This is a genomic window from Pseudomonas sp. GL-RE-29 (assembly GCF_019947275.1).
Taxonomy (GTDB): domain Bacteria; phylum Pseudomonadota; class Gammaproteobacteria; order Pseudomonadales; family Pseudomonadaceae; genus Aquipseudomonas; species Aquipseudomonas fluorescens_A.
Genome location: NZ_JAGYGD010000021.1, coordinates 1 through 19,266, shown reverse-complemented (window position 1 = coordinate 19,266; position 19,266 = coordinate 1). Strand labels below are relative to the sequence as shown.

The window sequence follows — 19,266 nt, the reverse complement described above, 5'->3', positions numbered from 1 at the left end:
ATGCCAACCCTTCAACAGCATGTCCGGTTGTACTCACTCGGTTTAGTTCTGGGCCTGTTCGTGGTCCCGCTGCACGCTGCACAAGCCCCCGCTACCGATCCCCCGCCGGCGCAACTGGAGCCAAAGGCGCTGGAGGTTCTGAAGGCCATGAGCGCACGGTTGGCGTCCACCCAGGGCATGAGTTTCAAAGCCGTTACCACGTATGAAAAACCCAGCCGGCTAGGGCCGCCCCTGGCCTATGGAACGGTGGACATGGTCAATGTGCAACGACCGGATCGCCTGCGTGTGTTGACCTCCGGCGACGGTCCGGCCACCGAGTTCTACTACGACGGCAAAAAAGCCTATGCCTTCGAACGTAAAGACGACTTGCTGGCCGAGGCGGACGCGCCGCCTACCATTGATGCGACCCTGGAGGCCGCGTACCAGCGTGCAGCGATCTACTTTCCGTTTACCGACGTGATCGTCGCTGATCCCTATAAGGATCTGTCCCGGGACATGCGTGTGGCGTTTTACATTGGCCAAAGTACGGTCGTCGGTGATACCACCACCGATGTGATCGCCTACACCAGCGACAGTGTGTTCGTCCAGGCGTGGGTCGGCTCGCAAGACAAGCTGCCGCGCCGGTTACGCGCCGTGTTTCTCGATGATCCGACCCGATCCCGGCATCAAGTCGATTTCACTGACTGGAAGCTCGAATCGGCGATGTCTGCGGATTTCTTCAAACCTGACCACATCGATAAGGCACACCGCATTCAGTTTGCCCCGCCGCCCGATCTTCGTGTCCCGCAAGGGGTTAAAGATCCAGCGGAAAAACCAAAAACCTGAACAAGGAGACTGAACCATGAACAGATCTACCTTGAAATTCGCCGGCCTGTTTGTCGCGGTGCTCAGCTGTAACGAGGCGGCAGCCTGGTCCCATGCTTCCGGCTTCGGGCGCACTTCCGGAGGGGGTGGCTCATGGAGTCACTCCGGTGAATACGGCTCGGCTTCGGGCGGTGGTGGCAGTTGGAGTGGTGAAAGCAATCGCGGCGGGTCGGCTTCCGGAGGTGGGGGGAGCTGGAGCGGCTCCGGCTATCGCGGTGGCTCGGCGTCGGGTGGCGAGGGCAGTTGGAGCGGTCGGACCGAGAGTGGCGGGACTGCCTCCGGTGGCGAGGGCTCCTGGCACGGCACTGGCGCGGAAGGTGGAACGGCTTCGGGTGGCGAAGGGGCCTGGCATGCGCAAGGGGCATATGGCGCTGAGGCCGGCGGTTATCACGCAGATGGCTATGGCACGACGGCTTACCGTCCGCCCGTTTATGGCACCACCGCTTACCATGCCGTGCCTTACGGCACCGCTTACTACCATCCGCCAACGGCTGTGATTGCCAGCAGTGGCTGCTACAACTGTGGCTATAACGAGGGGGTCAATCCGGCTGCTGCGGCTGCGGCGGGTGTAGCCGTCGGTGAAGCGGCGGCGACGGTGGCTGAGCGGAACGCCAGTTATAACGCCGGAATGGTGGCCTCCGCACCACCGACAATGCCCATGGGCGCGACGTATGCGTCATTGCCTCCAGGATGTGGCTTGATCACCTTCGCCAACAACACCTATTACCAGTGCGGCAATTCCTGGCTGCGCCCGGCCTATGGCGCCAACGGCGTTTACTACACCGTAGTACCAACCCCCTAATCCCTGCAGGAGCTGCCGCAGGCTGCGATCTTTCGATCTTGATCTTAAGAAACAAGATCAAAAGATCGCAGCCTGCGGCAGCTCCTACAAGGAGTACGCGGTCATTTGTAGGAGCCGGCTTGCTGGCGATGGCGTCGGTGGCTATCACATCAAATTTGTCTGCCCCACCGCCATCGCCAGCACGCGGATGCGTATACCGTCGGACCGCGCCGTTTCCGCAGCGTCGAATATGAGCACCACAGACACGCCCCTGCAGGAGCTGCCGAAGGCTGCGATTTTTTGATCTTGATCTGTAAAAGCAAGATCAAAAGATCGCAGCCTGCGGCAGCTCCTACAGGGAATGTGGGGTTTAGCTGATGTTGCGCGAAGACCCCTTCCAGTACTTCTCGCGGACCTGTCGACGTAGAACTTTGCCCACTACCGAAGTTGGCAGTTCATCCACAAACACCAGCGATTTCGGCGCTTTGTAGCCGCCCAATCGAGTGCGCGTTTGTGCGATCAACTCTTCACTCGTAACCGTTTGCCCCTGACGCAGAATCACCTCGGCATGCACCGCTTCACCCCATTCGGCGTGCGGAATGCCGACCACGGCCGCCATCAATACGGATGGATGCGCCGCCAGCGCCGCCTCGACTTCCACCGCGTACACATTGAAACCGCCGCTGATAATCATGTCCTTGAGCCGGTCGACGATGTACAGGTAGCCGTCGGCATCGATGTAACCCAAGTCACCGGACTTCCACGCACCGTCGTCAAACTCCGCCGCCGTGGCCTCAGGGTTTTCGTAGTAACCCTTGATGATGGCTTTGCAGCGGATGCGGATTTCGCCGGTTTCGCCAATCGGCAACGGCAGGCCATCGGCGTCGGCGATAAACACTTCGACACCGGGGGTAGGCCGGCCAGCCGAGGACAGATGGCGCAGGGCGGCGGCATTGCCGGGTTGATGCGCAGCCTTGTCCAGCGCAGCGATCATCATTGGCGACTCAGTGGCGGCATAGCCCTGGACAAAAATCTGCCCGAAGCACTCCACCAGTTCGCCCAGTTTGTCCGGGCTCATGGGCGCGGCGCCGTAGATCAGCGTGGTCAGCGAAGAGAAGTCTTTCGGATTGGCCCGCTGCAATTCCAGCAAGCGATACAGCACGGTCGGCACCAGGAACGAATGGGTCACGCGTTCGCTCTCGACAATCTGTCGCCAGTTTTCCATGTCCAGTTGATTCAGGGTGATGTTGGTGCCACCGCCGTAAACCGTGGGGAAGAACAGCATGATCGTGCCATGGGACAACGGCGAGACGTGCAGCAAGCGGGTCTTGCTGGACAAGCCCAGATCGGTGTTGATGAACGCCGCGTCACGGCAGGCCATCCAGTTGTCGATGGAGTACATCGCGCACTTGCCCTTGCCGGTGGTGCCACCGGTGAAGCGCAGCATGCAGATGTGCTGGTCGGTATCCAGGGTCACGTCGTTGTCGAGATCCGACGCAGCCTCCACCAACGGCCAGAAGCTGTGCACGCCGGAGAGGGCGGCTTGCTCGGTGGTGGGCGGGTCCATCACCACGATCTCGCAGCCACGGCTACGCAGCATGCCGTAGTAACTGTCCAGCAAACGGGTTTCGATAAACACCACACGCGGCTGGACCAGGTCGACCTGCCGCGCGTGCTCATCGAGCGGGTCGCGCAGGTTGGTCATGACCACCGTGCCTTCCTGCTTGAAGGTGCTGGGAAACATCATCAGGCTGAGGTTGTCGTTCTCCAGGATCAGCATGAAGCGTTCGCCCGCCTGCACCTGCAGAGTCGAGCGCAGGACGTCGGCGATGCGGTTGGTCAGCAGGTGGTACTGCTCGTAGGTGAAGCGCCGGTTGCGCTCGACGTTGACGATCGCTTCCTGGTCGCGATGACGCAGCGCGAGCAAGCGCATGATTCGGCTGAAGTTCATTTTCATGGTGAATGGCTCCCGTCACTCAAGAAGATCGCAGCGCGCGTTATCGGGCACGCATGCGCGACGCGGCATCGAGACGGATGGTCTCGCCGTTGACGTAGGCGTTCTCGATCAGGAAGGCGCAGCAATGGGCGAATTCACGCATGTCACCCAGGCGCTTGGGCGATTCCATTTGTTCTTTCAGCGAGTTCAGGACCTTCTCGTCGAGGCCGGCGACCATGGTGGTCAGGAATAGCCCCGGTGCGATGGCGTTGACCCGCACGCCAATGGCGCCCAGTTCGCGGGCAGCAGGCATGTTCATGCCGATCACGCCGGCCTTGGTGGCGGCGTAGGCGCACTGGCCGACCTGGCCTTCGTAGGCAGCGCCGGACGATACGTTGATCACCACACCGCGTTCTTCGCCAGCCTCGGCTTCGTTGTTGGCCATGTGCTCGGCACACTTGGACATCACGTTGAACACACCGTTGAGGTTGATCGCCGTGGCCAGGGCGAATTTGGACAGCGGCGCCGCCTTGCCTTCCTTGCCCAGCACTTTGAAACCATTCGGAACAGCGGCGCCGTTGATGCACACGTGGATGGCGCCGAACTTGTCGATCACCGCATTGACGGCGTTCTGCACCGAGGCTTCATCGCTGACATCGGTCTGCACGAACATCGCGCGGTCGGCGCCAATCTCCGCGACAGCCTGTTCGCCGGCTTCGATGTTCAGGTCGAAAATCGCCACGCGGGCGGCTTTTTCGCCGGCCATGTAACGTGCGGTAGCCAGGCCCAGGCCCGAAGCGCCGCCGGTGATCACGATGACTTTGTCTTGAATACGCATGAGGGTGTCCTTGTTCGCTGCCCGGCTCAAAGGAGCCGGGTTGTTATTGTTAGAAATGGAACGGGCGACTGATCAGAACGCGTTGACCCCGGTCAGGGCGCGGCCAATGATCAGTTGCTGGATCTGCGAAGTGCCTTCCGGAATCGGCACGATGATCGCTTCACGGGCGAGTTTCTCGACCAGGAAGTCGGTGGTCACACCGGCGCCACCGTGGATCTGCACGGCTTGACGGGCGATGGTCACGGCGGCTTCGCAGGCGAAGTACTTGGCCATGGCCGCTTCCATTTCCGCCGGGATGCCGGCACCGATCATCTCGGCGGCGCGGTAGGTCAACAGGCGTGCGGCGTCGACGTTGGTGGCCATTTCCGCGAGCATCGCGGAGATCAACTGGTGGCCGGCGATCACTTTGCCGTGTTGCTTGCGCTCCTTGGCGTAGCGCACGGCTTCTTCCAGTGCGCGACGGCCGATGCCCAAGCCTTGCGCGGCGACAAACACGCGGGAGCGTTCGAAGAACGACAGGGTGTTTTTCAGAGCCTGGCCTTCGCCGCCGATGATGTTGCTGGCCGGGACGCGCACGTCATTGAGGAAAATCTGCGCGGTGGACTGGCTGTTCCACGCCATTTTGTGGATGTTCTGCACTTCATACGGATGTTCTTTGCGATCCAGCAGGAAGTGGGTCAGGCCCTTGCGCGGGTCTTCGCCGGTGCGGCAGGTGCAGATCAGGAAGTCGGAGTACGAACCGTTGCTGATCCAGGTTTTCTCGCCGGTGATGATGTAGTCGTCACCGTCGCGACGCGCGCGGGTCTTGATTTCAAGAACGTTGGAGCCGACGTCCGGTTCGGAAATGCCGACGCTGACGAACGAATCGCCGCTGATCAGGCCCGGCAGGTAGCGCTCGCGCAGGTGATCCGGAGCGAGTTTTTCCAGCATCTGCGCGCCGAAGGAGTTGATCACCACCGGCGTCGACAGGTCCACCGAACAGGCGGCGACTTCTTCGAACAACATGGTCATGGTCGGCCAATCCAGGCCCAGGCCGCCGTTGGCTTCGCTGACGGCGCCGGAGACCATGCCGAACTCGGAGAGTTGGCGCATCATCTCGGCCATTTTCTCTTTGGGCATGAACTTGTCGCGGTATTCCTTGTTGAACACCGGGTCGACTTTGTCGGCCAGGAAACGACGGAAACTCTCGACGGCTTCGAGTTGTTCCGGGGTGCGCATGACGTGTCCCATGGGGGTTCTCCTTAAATATTGTTGTTGGCGAGAATGTTGACGGCGACCACGGCTTCTTCGATGCCGAACAGTCCGCCGCCGTTTTCCTGGATGGCGATGCGCGCGCCTTCGACCTGGCGCTTGCCGGCCTCACCGCGCAGTTGCGTGACCAATTCGTGGATCAGCCCCAGACCGGTCGCACCAATCGGGTGGCCCTTGGATTCGAGGCCGCCGGACGGGTTGATCGGCATGCGCCCGCCAACGGTGAAATCACCGCGCTCGGCCGCCGGGCCACCTTCGCCGAACGGCACCAGCATCAGCGATTCGGCATTGAGGATTTCGCCGATGGCGGAGGCGTCATGCACTTCGGCGACGTCGACGTCGGAAGGATCGATGCCGGCCTGGGCGTAGGCTTTTTTCGCCGCGAGGTGGGCGACGATTTTTTCCGGCTCATCGAGGCCACGGTTGCTGCCGGTCTGCACCACGCTGGCGAGGACGCGAACGGCGCGGTCGCCGGCATTTTTCAAACGCTTGAGACCTTCGGCGTTGCACAGCACCACGGCGGCGGCACCGTCGCTGATCGGCGAGCACATCAGGGTGGTCAGCGGGTAGCAGATCGGTGGCGAGGCCAGCACTTCGTCGATGCTGAAGGCTTGCTGGAACTGCGAGAGCGGGTTGTGCACCGAGTGCTGGTGGTTCTTCGCCGCGACGGCAGCGATCTGCCGTTGGGTGGTGCCGTAACGCAGCATGTGATTGCGGCAAATCGCGGCATACACGTCCATGAACACGCTGTACGGGCGCTCGGAAACAGTGCCCGGCGGCGGCTCGATGCCTTCGCCCATGGCCAGCAGGATGTATTTGTTCTGCTCAACGGTGGCGACGTCCCAGCCGCCATCGAACACGGCGAACATCTTCGCCTTGTCCGGCACGTTCATTTTTTCGGCACCGACCGCCAGGGCGATGTCGCACTGACCCGCACGCAGGGCCAGGGTGGCGAGGTTGAACGCCGAGGAGCCGGACGCGCAGGCGTTTTCCACCGAGAACACCGGTACGCCTTCGATGCCGATGCGGCGCATGGCGATCGGGCCCGGAATGCCGGTCTGACCCTGCAACATGCCGTTGGTCATGGTGCTGTAGTACACCGAGCCGACGTCGGCGGTGGTCGCGCCGGCATCTTTCAAGGCCAGGCCCACGGCTTCGTCGACCATGTCGTAGACGCTGCGCTCGAGCAACCGGCCGAACGGCGTCATGCCAACGCCCACTACGTAGATATCGTTCATTGTCTGTTCCTGATGAGAGCGGGGTGCCTTAGCGGCCCTTGAAGTTCGGAGCGCGTTTTTCGCCAAAGGCTTGCAAGCCTTCCTGGAAATCGGCGGTGCGCAGGTGCTGGCGCAACATCACTTGCTCGTGTTGCAAGGCGTCGTCGCGAGATTTGTCGGAGGAAGCGCGGGCGACTTCTTTCATGCGGCGCAGGGCGATCGGGCTTTTCCTGGAGATCTGGTTGGCCAGGGCCAGCGTGGCGTCGGCGAGTTCGGCGTCCGGGTGGACTTCGCACACCAGGCCGTAGCCTTTCATCTCCGTGGCCGAGAGGGATTTGCCGGTCAGCAGCAGGTACATCGCCATGTTCAGCGGGATCAAACGCGGCAGTACCGCCGCGCCACCGGCACCGGGGTAGACACCGAAGTTGGCGTGGGCGTCGGCGAGGGTGGCGGTTTGCGCGGCGACCACGATGTCGGCGCACATGGCCAGTTCCAGGCCACCGGCCATGGTCACGCCGTTGAGCGCGGCGATCACCGGTTTGGGGAAATTGCGCATTTGACCGAAGACCTGGTTGGCGCGGTCGAGGAAGTCGGCTTCGCCCGCAGGCAATGTGGCGCCGGCCAACACTTCTTTCAGATCGGCACCGGCGCAGAAGGCCGGGCCATTGCCGGTGAGAATCACCACACGCAGTTCATCGTTGCTCGCGATGTCATTCAGGCAGCGCTCAAGCTCGGCGAGTGTCGCCAGGTTCAGCGCGTTCATGGCCCGTGGCCGGTTCAGCGTCAGGCGCGCCACCGGGCCGACGATTTCATACAGCAAGACATCTTCACTCATGACAACACCCTTTTATTGTTAGTCGCGCATTTGGCGTAGTTGATGAGCCGATAGTAGGAATGCGCGGGGTGGTGTCGCAGGTCATTGCAACGAAAGCGGTTGTCTGTAGGGGAGGGATGCACGCAGGCGCAAGGCAAAGGAAATCCCTGTAGGAGCTGCCGAAGGCTGCGATCTTTTGATCTTGCTTTTAAAAGATCAAAAGATCGCAGCCTTCGGCAGCTCCTACAGGGTCCGCAGGTCGTCCTGTGAAGACAGATGAATTGACTGAGAAGACCGGCAAGTCACGCCACTTGCTTGCACCATCGGAACGGTATTCGAACAACAATTACAGAGAGACCGTGCGATGAAGAAAATCCGCGTAGTGCTGACGGTGTCAGTGTTGGCCGCCAGCATTGTCGGGGCGCTGCAATGGTCGCGGGGGCAAACCGGCGTTCACTTGCCAGCGGCAGAAAACAGCGCAGGGCAGGGTGGCCAGAAAGCCGCGACGGCGGCGACCATCGCCGTCAATGCCGCCACGGCGCACAACATGCCCGCCGTCGATCCGGAAGTGGAAGCCGACATCCAGCGCGGCTTTATCACCAGCCTGCCGGACGCCGAAACCATCGCTGCCGATGGGCACGTGGTGTACAGCCTCAAGGGTTACGAATTTCTCGACAGCCCGGATGCGCCGGCCACGGTCAACCCGAGCCTTTGGCAGCAGGCCCGCAAAAGCATGGCCAACGGTCTGTTCAAGGTCACCGACGGTTTTTATCAGGTACGCGGCCTCGACCTGACCAACATGACCATCATCGAAGGCAAGACCGGCCTGATCATCATCGACTGCAACCTGGCCACTGAGGTGGCGCACGCTTCCCTTGAGCTGTATTACCAGCATCGGCCGCGCAAACCGGTGGTGGCAGTCATCTACAACCACAGTCATGTCGATCACTTCGCGGGGATTCGCGGCATCGTAGACGAAGAGGATGTGAAGTCGGGCAAGGTGCAGATCATCGCTCCGGCAGGCTTCATGGAAACCTCGGTCGCCGAGAACGTGATGGCAGGCAACGCCATGAGCCGCCGCGCCGAGTACCAGTTCGGCACCACCTTGCCGCGCAGTGCCCAGGGGCAGATCGACCTCGGCGGGGCCAAGGCCTTGTCCAACGGCACGATCACCATGATCCCGCCGACCCTCGAGCTCGATAAGCCGGTGCAGACCATGACCATCGACGGCGTCGAGATCGTCAACATGCTCGCCCCCGGCACCGAAGCGCCGGCCGAATTCATCCACTACTTCCCACAGTTCAAAGTGCTCGATACCGGTGAGCTGGCGCTGCCGACCCAGCATCAGTTGCTGACGCTGCGCGGGGCAACCATCCGTGATGGCCTGGCCTGGTCGAAATACCTCAACGAGGCGCTGCATCAGTTCGCCCCCGGTTCCGACATCCTGGTCGGGCAGCATGGCTGGCCGGTGTTTGGTCATGAGCGGGTGGTCAACTATTTGTCCAAGCAACGGGACATGTACAAGTGGCTGCACGACCAGTCGTTGCGCCTGATCAACAAGGGTTACAAACCGGTCGAGATTGCCGAGTACATGCGCGATCACGTCCCGGCGAGCCTGGCTAGCGAAACCTTCACCCATGGTTTCTACGGCTCGGTGCAGCGCAATTCCAAGGCGGTGTATCAGCAATACATGGGTTGGTATGACGCCAATCCGGCCAATCTGGATGCGTTGTCCGACACGGATTACGGCAAGAAATTCGTCGAGTATGGCGGCGGAGCCGAAGCCGTGCTGGCCCGTGCGCGCAGCGATTTTGCCAACGGTCAATACCGTTGGGTCGCGCAGGCCATGAGCCATTTGACCTACGCCGAACCCAACAATACCGCGGCGCGAGAACTGGCGGCCGATGCCCTTGAGCAATTGGGTTACCAGGCCGAGTCGGCGGTCGAGCGCAACAGTTATCTGGCGGCCGCCATGGAGCACCGCAGCGGCGGCAAGAAACTCGCTTCGCCGCTGCGCACGGCCAGTCCGGACATGCTTCGGGCGCTGACCATCGAGAACATTTTCGATTACCTGGGCGTGCGCCTGAAGGCCCCGGATGTCGAAGGCAAGCACATCGTTCTCAACTGGAATTTCACCGACATCGGCACCTCAGGCAAGCAATACATGCTCAATCTGGAGAACTCGGCGTTGACCTATATCGCTGATTACAACGCCGAGAAGGCCGATGCCACGTTGACCCTGACGCGCGAGACCCTCAACGCCATTCTGGCGGAGAAAATGTCGCCGATCGAAGCAGTGTTCAAAGGTGACCTGAAGATCGATGGCAGCAAACTGGCGGTGTATGACGTGCTCGGTTCGCTGGACAAATTCTCACCGGACTTTGAACTGGTCGGGCCTAACGCGCCGGCACGATAGGAATCGCAATATGCACCCTGTGATGGACGACATTGTTACTCCTCCCAACACTGCGATCGACGGCGTGCGGGCGGTGCTGGCCCGACAACAAGCGGCGTCCCGGATCGAAGGACCTCCTTCGGCCAGGCTGCGGATCGAGCGCATCGACCGGGTCATCAACCTGTTGGTCAATCATCAGCAAAGGCTGTGCGAAGCGCTGGCCGAGGACTTCACCTGGCGCAGCCATGATCAATCGCTGATGGCCGATGTGTTGTTGCCGATCCGTGGCCTCAAATATGCCCGTGACCACGTTCGCCGCTGGATGCGCCCCGAGCGCCGCAAGGCAGAACTGGGCGGCGGCTGGCTGGGCGCGAAGGCTGAGATTCACTATCAGCCATTGGGCACCATCGGCATTATCTCGCCGTGGAATTTCCCGATTGCCATCGCGCTGGGCCCACTCGCCGAAGCACTGGCAGCGGGCAATCGCGCGATCATCCTGTTCTCCGACCAGTCACCGGCCACGGCGAAACTGCTGATCGAACTGCTGGCCGAACAGTTCGATGACAGTGAAGTGGCAGCCTTTATCGGCGGCGCTGAACTGGGCGCGGCGTTCTCCGCCATGCCGCTCGATCATCTGGTGTTTACCGGCAGCCCACGGGTCGGGCGCCTGGTGATGTGCGCGGCGGCACAAAACCTGACGCCGCTGACGCTTGAGCTGGGCGGCAAGTCGCCGACCATCATTGGTCGCGGCGCGGACCTGGAAAACGCCGCCCGGCGCATTTGGGGAGGAAAGGGCGTCAGCAGCGGGCAGGCCTGTATCGCGCCGGACTATGTGTTTGTGCACGAGGACGACTGCGAGCGCCTGTTGAGCTCCATGCAGATCGAACTGCGACGGATGTTCCCGACGCTGCTGGACAATCCTGACTACACGGCGATGGCGACGGCGGGGCAATACCGGCGGATGCAAGCCTGCCTGCAAGACGCCCGGGAGCATTGCGTGCGGGTGATCGAGGTCAACCCGGCCAATGAGGACCTGAGCGGTTCGCGCAAGATTGCACCGACCCTTCTGATTGATCCGCCGGACTCGACACTGGCGATGCAGGAAGAAGTATTCGGGCCGTTGCTGCCGATTCGCAGCTATCGCCACATCAACGAGGTGCTCGACTACATCAACGGGCATCCACGGCCATTGGCGCTGTATTACTTCGGCGATAACCGCGCCGAGGCGCGGCATGTGCTGGAGCGCACCCATTCGGGTGGCGCTTGTATCAATGAAGTGATGCAGCACCTGTTCCAGACTGATCTGCCGTTTGGTGGCTGTGGTCACTCGGGGTTTGGCCGGTATCGCGGCGGGTATGGCTTCAAGGCGTTCAGCCTGGAGCGTGCGGTGTTTACGCCGCCGCGCTGGGATGTGATGGGCGTGTTGCGGCCGCCTTACGGCAAGTTGTTTCGCCGGGTGATCGGCGCGTTGTTGAAACCTTAAAAATCAAAAGATCGCAGCCTTCGGCAGCTCCTGCAGGGGAGCGCATTTCAATGTGTCGAACGCTGCGATCTTTTGATCTTCCCCGTCCAAAGGACCTCGTGAATGATCCCGTTGAAACCTCTTGTTCTGGCGATGGGTTGCCTCGCTTTCGGTACTCACGCTTTCGCCGCACCCAAACGCCCAAACATCGTGGTACTGGTCGCCGACGATTGGGGCTACAGCGATGTCGGCGCCTTCGGCAGCGAAATCGCCACGCCGAACATCGACACCCTGGCCCGTGAAGGCGTGCGCTTTTCCGACTTCCACGTCACGGCCTCCTGCTCGCCGACGCGCTCAATGTTGCTGACCGGTGTCGACAACCACCGCAACGGCGTCGGCAACATGCCGGAAACCATGCCCGACGAACACCTGGGCAAACCCGGCTACAGCGGCGTGCTCAACGACAACGCCATCACCGTCGCCAGCCTGCTCAGGGACAGCGGTTACAACACCTACATCACCGGCAAATGGCACCTGGGCAAGACCCCGGACACCTTGCCGAACAATCGCGGTTTCGAGCGCTCGTTCATCCAGGCTGATAGCGGCTCCGACAACTGGGAAGAGCGGCCCTACGCGCCGCTGTACGACAAGGCGGCCTGGTTTGAAAACGGCCAACCCGCGCACCTGCCGAAGGACTATTACTCCTCGACCTTTATCGTCGACAAGGCCATGGACTACATCGCCGCCGATCGACAGGACGGCAAACCGTTTTTCGCTTATCTGGGCTTCCAGGCCAATCACGTCCCCATCCAGGCACCCAAAGACATCATCGACAAGTACCGTGGCCGTTATGACCAAGGCTGGACCGCCCTGCGCCAGGCCCGGCGTGACCGCGCGGTGGAACTGGGCCTGATCCCGGCCGGTGCCGGCCTGCAAACCATGGCCAGCACCGCCGATTGGAATGCGCTGGACGAGCATGAAAAACGCTACGAAGCGCGGCGCATGGAAGTCTATGCCGGCATGGCGGAAACCATGGACCAGCAGATCGGCCGTTTCATCGCACACCTGAAGGCCACCGGCGAGTACGACAATACGGTGTTTGTGTTCCTCTCCGATAACGGCAGTGAGCCGACCGATCCGTATGCGATTCCGGCCATTCGCCTGTGGCTGGAAATGAACTACACCCGCGAGCTCGATCGCCTGGGCAGCAAGGGGGCTTTCACCAGCATCGGCCCGAGTTGGGCCAGCGCGGCGGCGTCGCCGTTCGGTGGCTACAAGTTTTTTGCCGGCGAGGGCGGCTTGCGCACGCCGTTGATCGTTGCCGGTGTACCTGGCATCCAGAGCAATCACATCGCCAAGACTTTCACCCACGTCACCGACATCGTCCCGACCTTGCTGGAAGTGGCCGGCGTGCCGGCGCATAACGGCGAGTACCAGGGACGGGCGGTTGAACCGTTGATCGGCAGCAGCCTGATGCCGGTGCTGCAAGGCACGGCTGAACGCGTGCATCCGGAGGATCAGGCCATCGGTTATGAACTGTCCGGCAGCGCGGCGCTGTTCAAGGGTGACTACAAACTGGTCAAGAGCCTGAAGCCGGTGGGCAACGAACAATGGCATCTCTACAACATCGTCACCGATCCCGGTGAAACCATCGACTTGCAGGCGCAGATGCCCGAGCGCTTCCAGCGCATGCAGGCCGACTATGCCGAGTACGCCCGCGTCAACGGTGTACTGCCGATGCCGGTCGGCTATGACTACATGCACCAGGGGCAGATGTATGCGCTCAACCATGTGGTGATTCCCAAGCTCAAGGCCGTCGCACCGCCGCTTGTCGCGGTCGTCGTTCTGCTGGTGGGCGTGGTGGTCTGGCGTCGGCGTCGCAAGAAGGGGGCGTGAGTGATGATCGACGACGTTGACGAGTGGGGGCGCCGGTTGATCCACCGGCGCAAAGTCGAGTGTCAGGGCTTTTTGCGGGCCGATGGGTTGTGGGATATCGAAGGCCGGTTGAGCGACAGCAAGACCCATCCCGTGACCCTCGCTGAAGGGCGGACGGTGGCGGCGGGGCAGACCTATCACGGCATGTTGATTCGCCTGACCCTGGACGATGATTTTGTTGTGCGTGAGGTGCATGTGGCGATGCCCGATGTGCCCACCAGTCAATGTCGCGGTGCAATGCCCGGCTATGAAAAACTGCTCGGCGAGCGCATTGGCCCGGGGTTCTCGCGGCGAATCAAGGAGCTATTTGGCGGGATCGGCGGTTGTGTGCACTTGACCGAGTTGCTGCTGCCGATTGCCACGACGGCGTTTCAGACCATTCCGATGGCGCGGGCAATGGTGGCGCCGCGTACGACGGCGGATGCCGAGGCTTATAGCAACGCTACCGGCAGGCTAATCAACACCTGCTACGCCTTGCGCGAGGACAGTCCCGTCGCCGTATTCCTCAAAAAATAAACACGGACCCTGTAGGAGCTGCCGCAGGCTGCGATCTTTTGATTTTGATTTTTAAGATCAAAAGATCGCAGCCTTCGGCAGCTCCTACCGTGTTCGTTGTGTCAGTGGTCTAAAGAAATAACCACGTTCCCCTGTAGGAGCTGCCGCAGGCTGCGATCTTTTGATTTTGATTTTTTAAGATCAAAAGATCGCAGCCTTCGGCAGCTCCTACAGGGGGGGTTCAGGTCGTTATTAGGTGTTCAATCTGGGTGTCGCTGAAGCCGGCTTTTCGCAAGATCAGCGCGGTGTGTTCGCCACGCTTGGGGACCGGGCCGGCCGAAGAGGGCGTCGTCGAGAAGCGTGGAGCGGGGGCAGCCTGCAATACGCCATCCTGACGCGAGTAGACACCGCGCTCGGCCATGTGCGGATGGGTCAGCGCTTCGGCTGGCGTCAACACCGGGGCGAAGCAGGCGTCGCTGCCTTCGAGCAGATCGATCCAGTGCTGGCGCGGCTGGCTGGCAAACACGGCGGCCAGTCGTTTGCGCAAGGCGCCCCACAACCGTGGGTCGTAGGGGTTCTTGAATTCCGCGTCATCGCCCAGGCCAAGCTTGTTGAACAGCAGCGCGTTGAATTGTGGTTCGAGGGCTTGCACGCTGACGAACAGGCCATCGGCGCAGGCATAGGTGCGAGCCCAGTGCGCGCCGTCGAGCAAGCCGCAACCGCGTTCCAGCGGCTGTTGACCGGCGGAGTGTGCCGACAGCAGCAAGTTCATCAGGTTGGCGCTGCCGTCGACAATCGCCGCGTCCACCACCTGACCAATGCCATTGGTGCCGGCATTGATGATCCCGGCGAGGATGCCCATTGCCAGGTACAGCGCGCCACCGCCCAGATCGCCCACCAAGGTAGGAGGGGCCATCGGCGGCTGACCGGCTTCACCGCTGAACCACAACGCGCCGGACAACGCGATGTAATTGAGGTCGTGCCCGGCGGCCTGGGCCAATGGGCCTTGCTGGCCCCAACCCGTCATGCGCCCGTAGACCAGTCGCGGATTGCGCGCCAGGCACGCGTCAGGGCCTAGCCCCAAGCGTTCCATGACGCCTGGGCGCATGCCTTCGATCAAGGCGTCGGCGCCTTCGATCAAGCGCAATACGGCTTCGACGGCTGCCGGGTCTTTCAAGTCCAGGGCAATCGACTGTTTGCCGCGATTGACGATGGCGTGCTTGCCCAGGTCCAGCATGTCAGCGCCTTTGCTGCCGGCGCGCTCCACCAGGATCACTTCGGCGCCCATGTCGGCCAGCAACATGCCACAGAACGGACCCGGGCCAATGCCGGCGATTTCGACGATACGAACGCCGTCCAATACTCCCATGCGAGTACTCCTTTGGATCATCAGAAAATGGGGGGGTAGATCTAAAGATCGCAGCCTTCCGCAGCTCCTGCAGGTGCGATCTTTTGACGTTAACGACGGGCCAACAACGCGGCCATCACGGCGTGAAACACCACGGCGGGCCACAACAACAACCCGCTGCTGACAAACACCCCGACATACGCCAGGTACAACGCAACGGCCCCGTTGTAGAACAGCATCGAGCGCACCGCGGCAATATTTTCCGGCCGAGGCCAACAGGCAATACCGAGCGCGATCAGGGCCACACCGAAGAACCGCGCAAACAGATTGGTTGCCTCGGTGCCGACAATCCCCAACAACAGACTGCTGAGCAGAAGGGGAGTGAGCAGGAATGCCAGGCCGGTGGCGATTTCCACCACGGCGCAAACCGTCAGCAACTTATGCGGGGTGATGACGCGTGCTGGATGCATGATCGTCCTCCAATGACACAGCGGCGCGGGCTGCGCGATCCTCGCGGATGAAGTCGGCGGCTTTTTCGCCGATCATCACGGTGGCAGCTGTGGTGCTACAGCCAATGATAGTCGGCATGATCGAAGCATCGACCACCCGCAGGCCTTGCAGACCGTGGACTTGCAATCGAGCATCCACCACTGCCATCGCATCGCTGCCCATTTTGCAGGTGCCCACCGGGTGATACAGGGTGTCGGAGCGGTCGCGCAGGACTTGTTCGATTTCGGCATCGCTGGTCATCGGCGCGTCAAGCACGTCTTTCGGATCGAACGACTTGAAGGCGTCTGTCGCCATGACTTTTTCAATCACCCGATAGCCCTGGATCAGCGTCTTGATGTCGTCTGGATGGGTCAGGAAGGCCGGGTCGATCAGCGGTGGTGCCAGCGGATCGGCGCTCGCCAGTTTCAGTTGGCCGATGCTTTTCGGGTGCAGCAGACAGGCATGCACACTCAGGCCATGACCGCGATACAGCGTGCGGCCGTGGTCGGCGAACATGGCGACGGTCAGGGCCAGTTCGATATCGGCCTGACGCAACGCCGCAGAGGTTTTGACGAACGCGCAGGCCTCTGCAAAATTGGTGGTCAGCGGGCCCGTACGCTTGCGCCAGTAACTGAATACGGCTTTGGTCACGTCCCAGATGCCCGCCAGCGAAAGGCCGATCAAGTGGCGAGATTTGACGCGGTAGGAGTGCACGTAGTCGATGTGATCCACCAGGTTCTGGCCCACGCCCGGCAGTTCGTGAACCACCGGGATGTCGAGTTTCAGCAAGTCGTCGGTCGGGCCAACCCCGGACAACAGCAACAGCTGCGGGGAATTGAATGCGCCGGAACTGAGGATCAGCTCATGGCGTGCACGCAAGGATCGCTTAATGCCGTTTTGCACGAACTCAATGCCGACGGCACGTTTGCCGTCGAAAACAATTCGCGTGGCGTGGGCGTGGGTTTCGATGCGCAGGTTGGGCCGGTGACGGTTAGGCGTCAGATAGGCCTTGGCCGCGCTGCAACGCTGCCCGTCCTTCTGCATCACTTGCACGCGGCCGAAACCTTCCATGCTCGCGCCGTTCTGATCCGGGCATGCCGGATAACCAGCCTGCACGCCGGCCTCGACGAAGGTTTCACCGAACGGGTTGGGCGAGGCTTGGAAGCGCACATTGAGCGGGCCGTTCTGCCCGTGCAGCGCATCCTTGAAGTGTTCGTTGTGTTCGGCGCGCTTGAAGAACGGCAGCACCTCCTGATAGCTCCAGCCGGGGTTGCCCAACGCTGCCCAGCGGTCGAAATCTTCAGGATGACCCCGGTGATACGCCATGGCGTTGATCGAAGAACTGCCGCCCAGGGTCTTGCCCCGTGGCTGATAGCCGATACGGCCGTTCAAACCCGGTTGCGGCACGGTCTGGTACTGCCAGTTGTTGATCGAGGTGGGCACCATGGCAGCAACGCCTGCAGGCATGTGCACCAGCGGGTTGGTATCAGGGCCGCCGGCCTCGAGCAAACACACCGAAAGGGTCGGGTCTTCCGACAAACGACTGGCCACGACACAACCGGCAGCGCCCGCGCCAACTACGATGTAATCGAATTCTGCGTTCAGGTTCATGCTTTTTCTTCTCTTTATTCGCGGCATCACTTGAGCGCATTGTGAGCACCTGGGCGGTTCGTCACTGGTCAATTGAATCAATTCGCAGGTCAGCGGGGCAGGTGACTATCGCGCCAAGCATCGGAACATCGAGGCCATGTCCCTGATGGATCATTGACCGATGCAGAATCGGGAGCGAGTATCGGCGTTCGTATACCCATAAGGCAGGCACATGTCAGGTTCGAAAACGGAGACGCCGGGCGACGAAATCTCGTTGTTCGAAGAGGCGTTACAGCCCACCACCATCAGCAGTTACACCGTCGCTATCGCGGGGGCGCTGGACGCCAGTGGCGTGGACAGCAAACGGATTTTTGCCGCCATGGGCATTCCAATGGGTGTCGCTACCGACCCGATGACCCGTTTGCCTGCGGCGACGATGACGCGTCTGTATCAAACCTGCGTGGATGTGACCAACAACCCGTATTTCGGGCTGACCGTGGCCAAGCATATTCATCTGACGCACCTGCATGCGTTGGGTTACTCGCTGGCGGCCAGCGGTTCGCTGATGGATTTCTGCCGACGGCTGGAGCGCTACTTCCGTTTGGTCTCCCAGGTGGCGAAGGCCAGCCTCAGTCAGACCGACTCGCAGGTTCTGATGCGCTTCGATCACCTGGTCGAACTTTGCGGCGAAACAGAAGATGCGTTTTTCGGCTTTCTGATTCGAACCATGCGCCTGCTCTACAAACAGGAGTTCAAACCGGCTCGCGTGGAATTGTGCCGGCCGATGCCTCACGAAGGTGGCGCGCCGTATGAAGCGTTGTTCAGGTCGCCGGTGTTGTTCGGCCAGGCCTCCAGCCTGCTGGTGATCGACAAGGCTGACGTGATGCAGGCGCTCAGCGGTTCTTGCCCGGAGCTGGCGCAGGTCAATGACAACATCATCATCAGTTATCTGGCGCGTCTGGATAAAAGTGATGTGATCACCGGCGTGACCCAGAAGATCATCGAGTTTCTCCCGGACGGCGACTGCACCCGCGACAAAGTCGCCAGCGCGTTGTGCATGAGCCCGACCAAGCTGCAACTGAAACTGTCCCAGCGTGGCACCAACTTCCAGCAATTGCTCGATGACACCCGCAAGGAGCTGGCTTGCAGCTACCTGAGCCAGGCTTCGCGCCCAGTCACGGAAATTACCTTTTTGTTGGGGTTCAGCGACACCAGCAATTTTACCCGCGCATTCAAGCGCTGGACCGGGTTATCGCCGACGGATTTTCGGCAGCAGGGGTGAAGGGCAAGATCAAGATCAAAAGATCGCAGCCTTCGGCAGCTCCTACAGGGTCTTCTAAACCCAAATGGCGTCCCACAACGGGTAATCGCCTGCGCGTGTGACCAACCCCGCACGTATGGGATTCATGACGATATAGCGCGCGGCACCTTTCAAATCTTCATTCCGCCGCAACGCCCGATCGTAATAACCCCGCTGCCATAACCGGCCTTGTTCAATCGAACGACTACTGCGGGATTTGATGCGGCACATCAGTGCCGCCAACGTACCTCGCCACAGCTCGACCAGCCAATGCAGGTGATCGGGCATCACAACCCAGGCCAACGAATTAACTAAAGCCACATCGTCCGCACTCCGAAGCTGCTCGACCACCCGCCGCCCCACCCGCCAATCCGCAAACACCGGCTTGCGCTGACAAGTAACCACCGTCAGCACATAAATCCGCCCCAATTCAGAAACCCGACCCTTGCGCAGATGACATCCGTTTGCAGCGACAGGCATTCCGTTGCCCTCCATAAAGGTGTTGTCCCGTAAACGTTAGCTTCTGTTTTACCGACCGGAACGACCAACCC

Annotated in this window: 16 protein-coding genes; 7 read left to right on the top strand and 9 right to left on the bottom strand. The window is 61.0% G+C overall.

From position 1 onward, the window contains the following. Both KGB21_RS17990 and KGB21_RS17985 read left to right on the top strand, forming a co-directional pair. A complete protein-coding gene (locus KGB21_RS17990; RefSeq protein WP_223506099.1) occupies positions 1–825 on the top strand; it encodes a DUF2092 domain-containing protein in 825 nt (274 codons plus the stop codon). A 16-nt stretch (positions 826–841) separates the two neighbouring features. After that, positions 842–1,666 (top strand): hypothetical protein, encoded by an 825-nt coding sequence (locus KGB21_RS17985; protein ID WP_223506096.1) that lies wholly within the window; start codon positions 842–844, stop codon positions 1,664–1,666. A 349-nt stretch (positions 1,667–2,015) separates the two neighbouring features. Here KGB21_RS17985 and KGB21_RS17980 read toward each other — a convergent pair whose 3' ends face one another. The 5 genes from KGB21_RS17980 to KGB21_RS17960 all read right to left on the bottom strand — a co-directional run bounded on the left by KGB21_RS17980 (position 2,016) and on the right by KGB21_RS17960 (position 7,722). Then, complete coding sequence (locus tag KGB21_RS17980) at positions 2,016–3,602, bottom strand: class I adenylate-forming enzyme family protein (protein WP_223506094.1); 1,587 nt, start codon at positions 3,600–3,602, stop codon at positions 2,016–2,018. 40 nt (positions 3,603–3,642) lie between these two features. Further along, positions 3,643–4,419, bottom strand: coding sequence for an SDR family NAD(P)-dependent oxidoreductase (locus KGB21_RS17975; protein ID WP_223506093.1), 777 nt, complete (start codon positions 4,417–4,419; stop codon positions 3,643–3,645). A 72-nt stretch (positions 4,420–4,491) separates the two neighbouring features. Beyond that, entirely contained in the window at positions 4,492–5,649 is a 1,158-nt protein-coding gene (locus KGB21_RS17970) for an acyl-CoA dehydrogenase family protein (protein ID WP_223506092.1), read from the bottom strand. A gap of 11 nt (positions 5,650–5,660) precedes the next feature. After that, positions 5,661–6,908: a thiolase family protein gene (locus tag KGB21_RS17965; RefSeq protein ID WP_223506091.1), complete on the bottom strand. Its 1,248-nt coding sequence runs from the start codon at positions 6,906–6,908 to the stop codon at positions 5,661–5,663. 28 nt (positions 6,909–6,936) lie between these two features. Further along, positions 6,937–7,722, bottom strand: a complete 786-nt coding sequence (locus KGB21_RS17960) for an enoyl-CoA hydratase/isomerase family protein (RefSeq protein WP_223506090.1) — start codon at positions 7,720–7,722, stop codon at positions 6,937–6,939. A 343-nt stretch (positions 7,723–8,065) separates the two neighbouring features. On the opposite strand from KGB21_RS17960, the gene KGB21_RS17955 reads away from it, so the two are divergent. The 4 genes from KGB21_RS17955 (at position 8,066) to KGB21_RS17940 (ending at position 14,009) form a co-directional block, all read left to right on the top strand. Beyond that, entirely contained in the window at positions 8,066–10,117 is a 2,052-nt protein-coding gene (locus tag KGB21_RS17955) for an alkyl/aryl-sulfatase (protein ID WP_223506089.1), read from the top strand. A 10-nt stretch (positions 10,118–10,127) separates the two neighbouring features. Then, positions 10,128–11,579, top strand: a complete 1,452-nt coding sequence (locus tag KGB21_RS17950) for a coniferyl aldehyde dehydrogenase (protein WP_223506088.1) — start codon at positions 10,128–10,130, stop codon at positions 11,577–11,579. Positions 11,580–11,681: 102 nt separating this feature from the next. Next, positions 11,682–13,454: an arylsulfatase gene (locus KGB21_RS17945; RefSeq protein ID WP_223506085.1), complete on the top strand. Its 1,773-nt coding sequence runs from the start codon at positions 11,682–11,684 to the stop codon at positions 13,452–13,454. Positions 13,455–13,457: 3 nt separating this feature from the next. Continuing rightward, positions 13,458–14,009, top strand: coding sequence for a DUF2889 domain-containing protein (locus KGB21_RS17940; protein WP_223506083.1), 552 nt, complete (start codon positions 13,458–13,460; stop codon positions 14,007–14,009). A 220-nt stretch (positions 14,010–14,229) separates the two neighbouring features. Here the strand turns inward: KGB21_RS17940 and KGB21_RS17935 are convergent, their stop codons facing one another. From KGB21_RS17935 to KGB21_RS17925, 3 genes are all read right to left on the bottom strand, one after another. Beyond that, a complete protein-coding gene (locus KGB21_RS17935) occupies positions 14,230–15,357 on the bottom strand; it encodes a CaiB/BaiF CoA transferase family protein (RefSeq protein ID WP_223506081.1) in 1,128 nt (375 codons plus the stop codon). A gap of 89 nt (positions 15,358–15,446) precedes the next feature. Beyond that, positions 15,447–15,806: a hypothetical protein gene (locus tag KGB21_RS17930; protein ID WP_223506079.1), complete on the bottom strand. Its 360-nt coding sequence runs from the start codon at positions 15,804–15,806 to the stop codon at positions 15,447–15,449. Continuing rightward, positions 15,775–17,436, bottom strand: a complete 1,662-nt coding sequence (locus tag KGB21_RS17925; RefSeq protein ID WP_223506077.1) for a GMC family oxidoreductase — start codon at positions 17,434–17,436, stop codon at positions 15,775–15,777. Before KGB21_RS17925 ends, KGB21_RS17930 begins: the two co-directional genes overlap by 32 nt. Before the next feature lie 211 nt (positions 17,437–17,647). Between KGB21_RS17925 and KGB21_RS17920 the strand changes: the two genes are divergently transcribed. Next, a complete protein-coding gene (locus KGB21_RS17920; RefSeq protein WP_223506075.1) occupies positions 17,648–18,697 on the top strand; it encodes an AraC family transcriptional regulator in 1,050 nt (349 codons plus the stop codon). 54 nt (positions 18,698–18,751) lie between these two features. On the opposite strand, the gene KGB21_RS17915 is transcribed toward KGB21_RS17920, so the two are convergent. Next, on the bottom strand, positions 18,752–19,195 hold the full coding sequence (locus KGB21_RS17915; protein WP_223506073.1) for an REP-associated tyrosine transposase: 444 nt from the start codon (positions 19,193–19,195) through the stop codon (positions 18,752–18,754). Between the last annotated feature and the right edge of the window lie 71 nt (positions 19,196–19,266).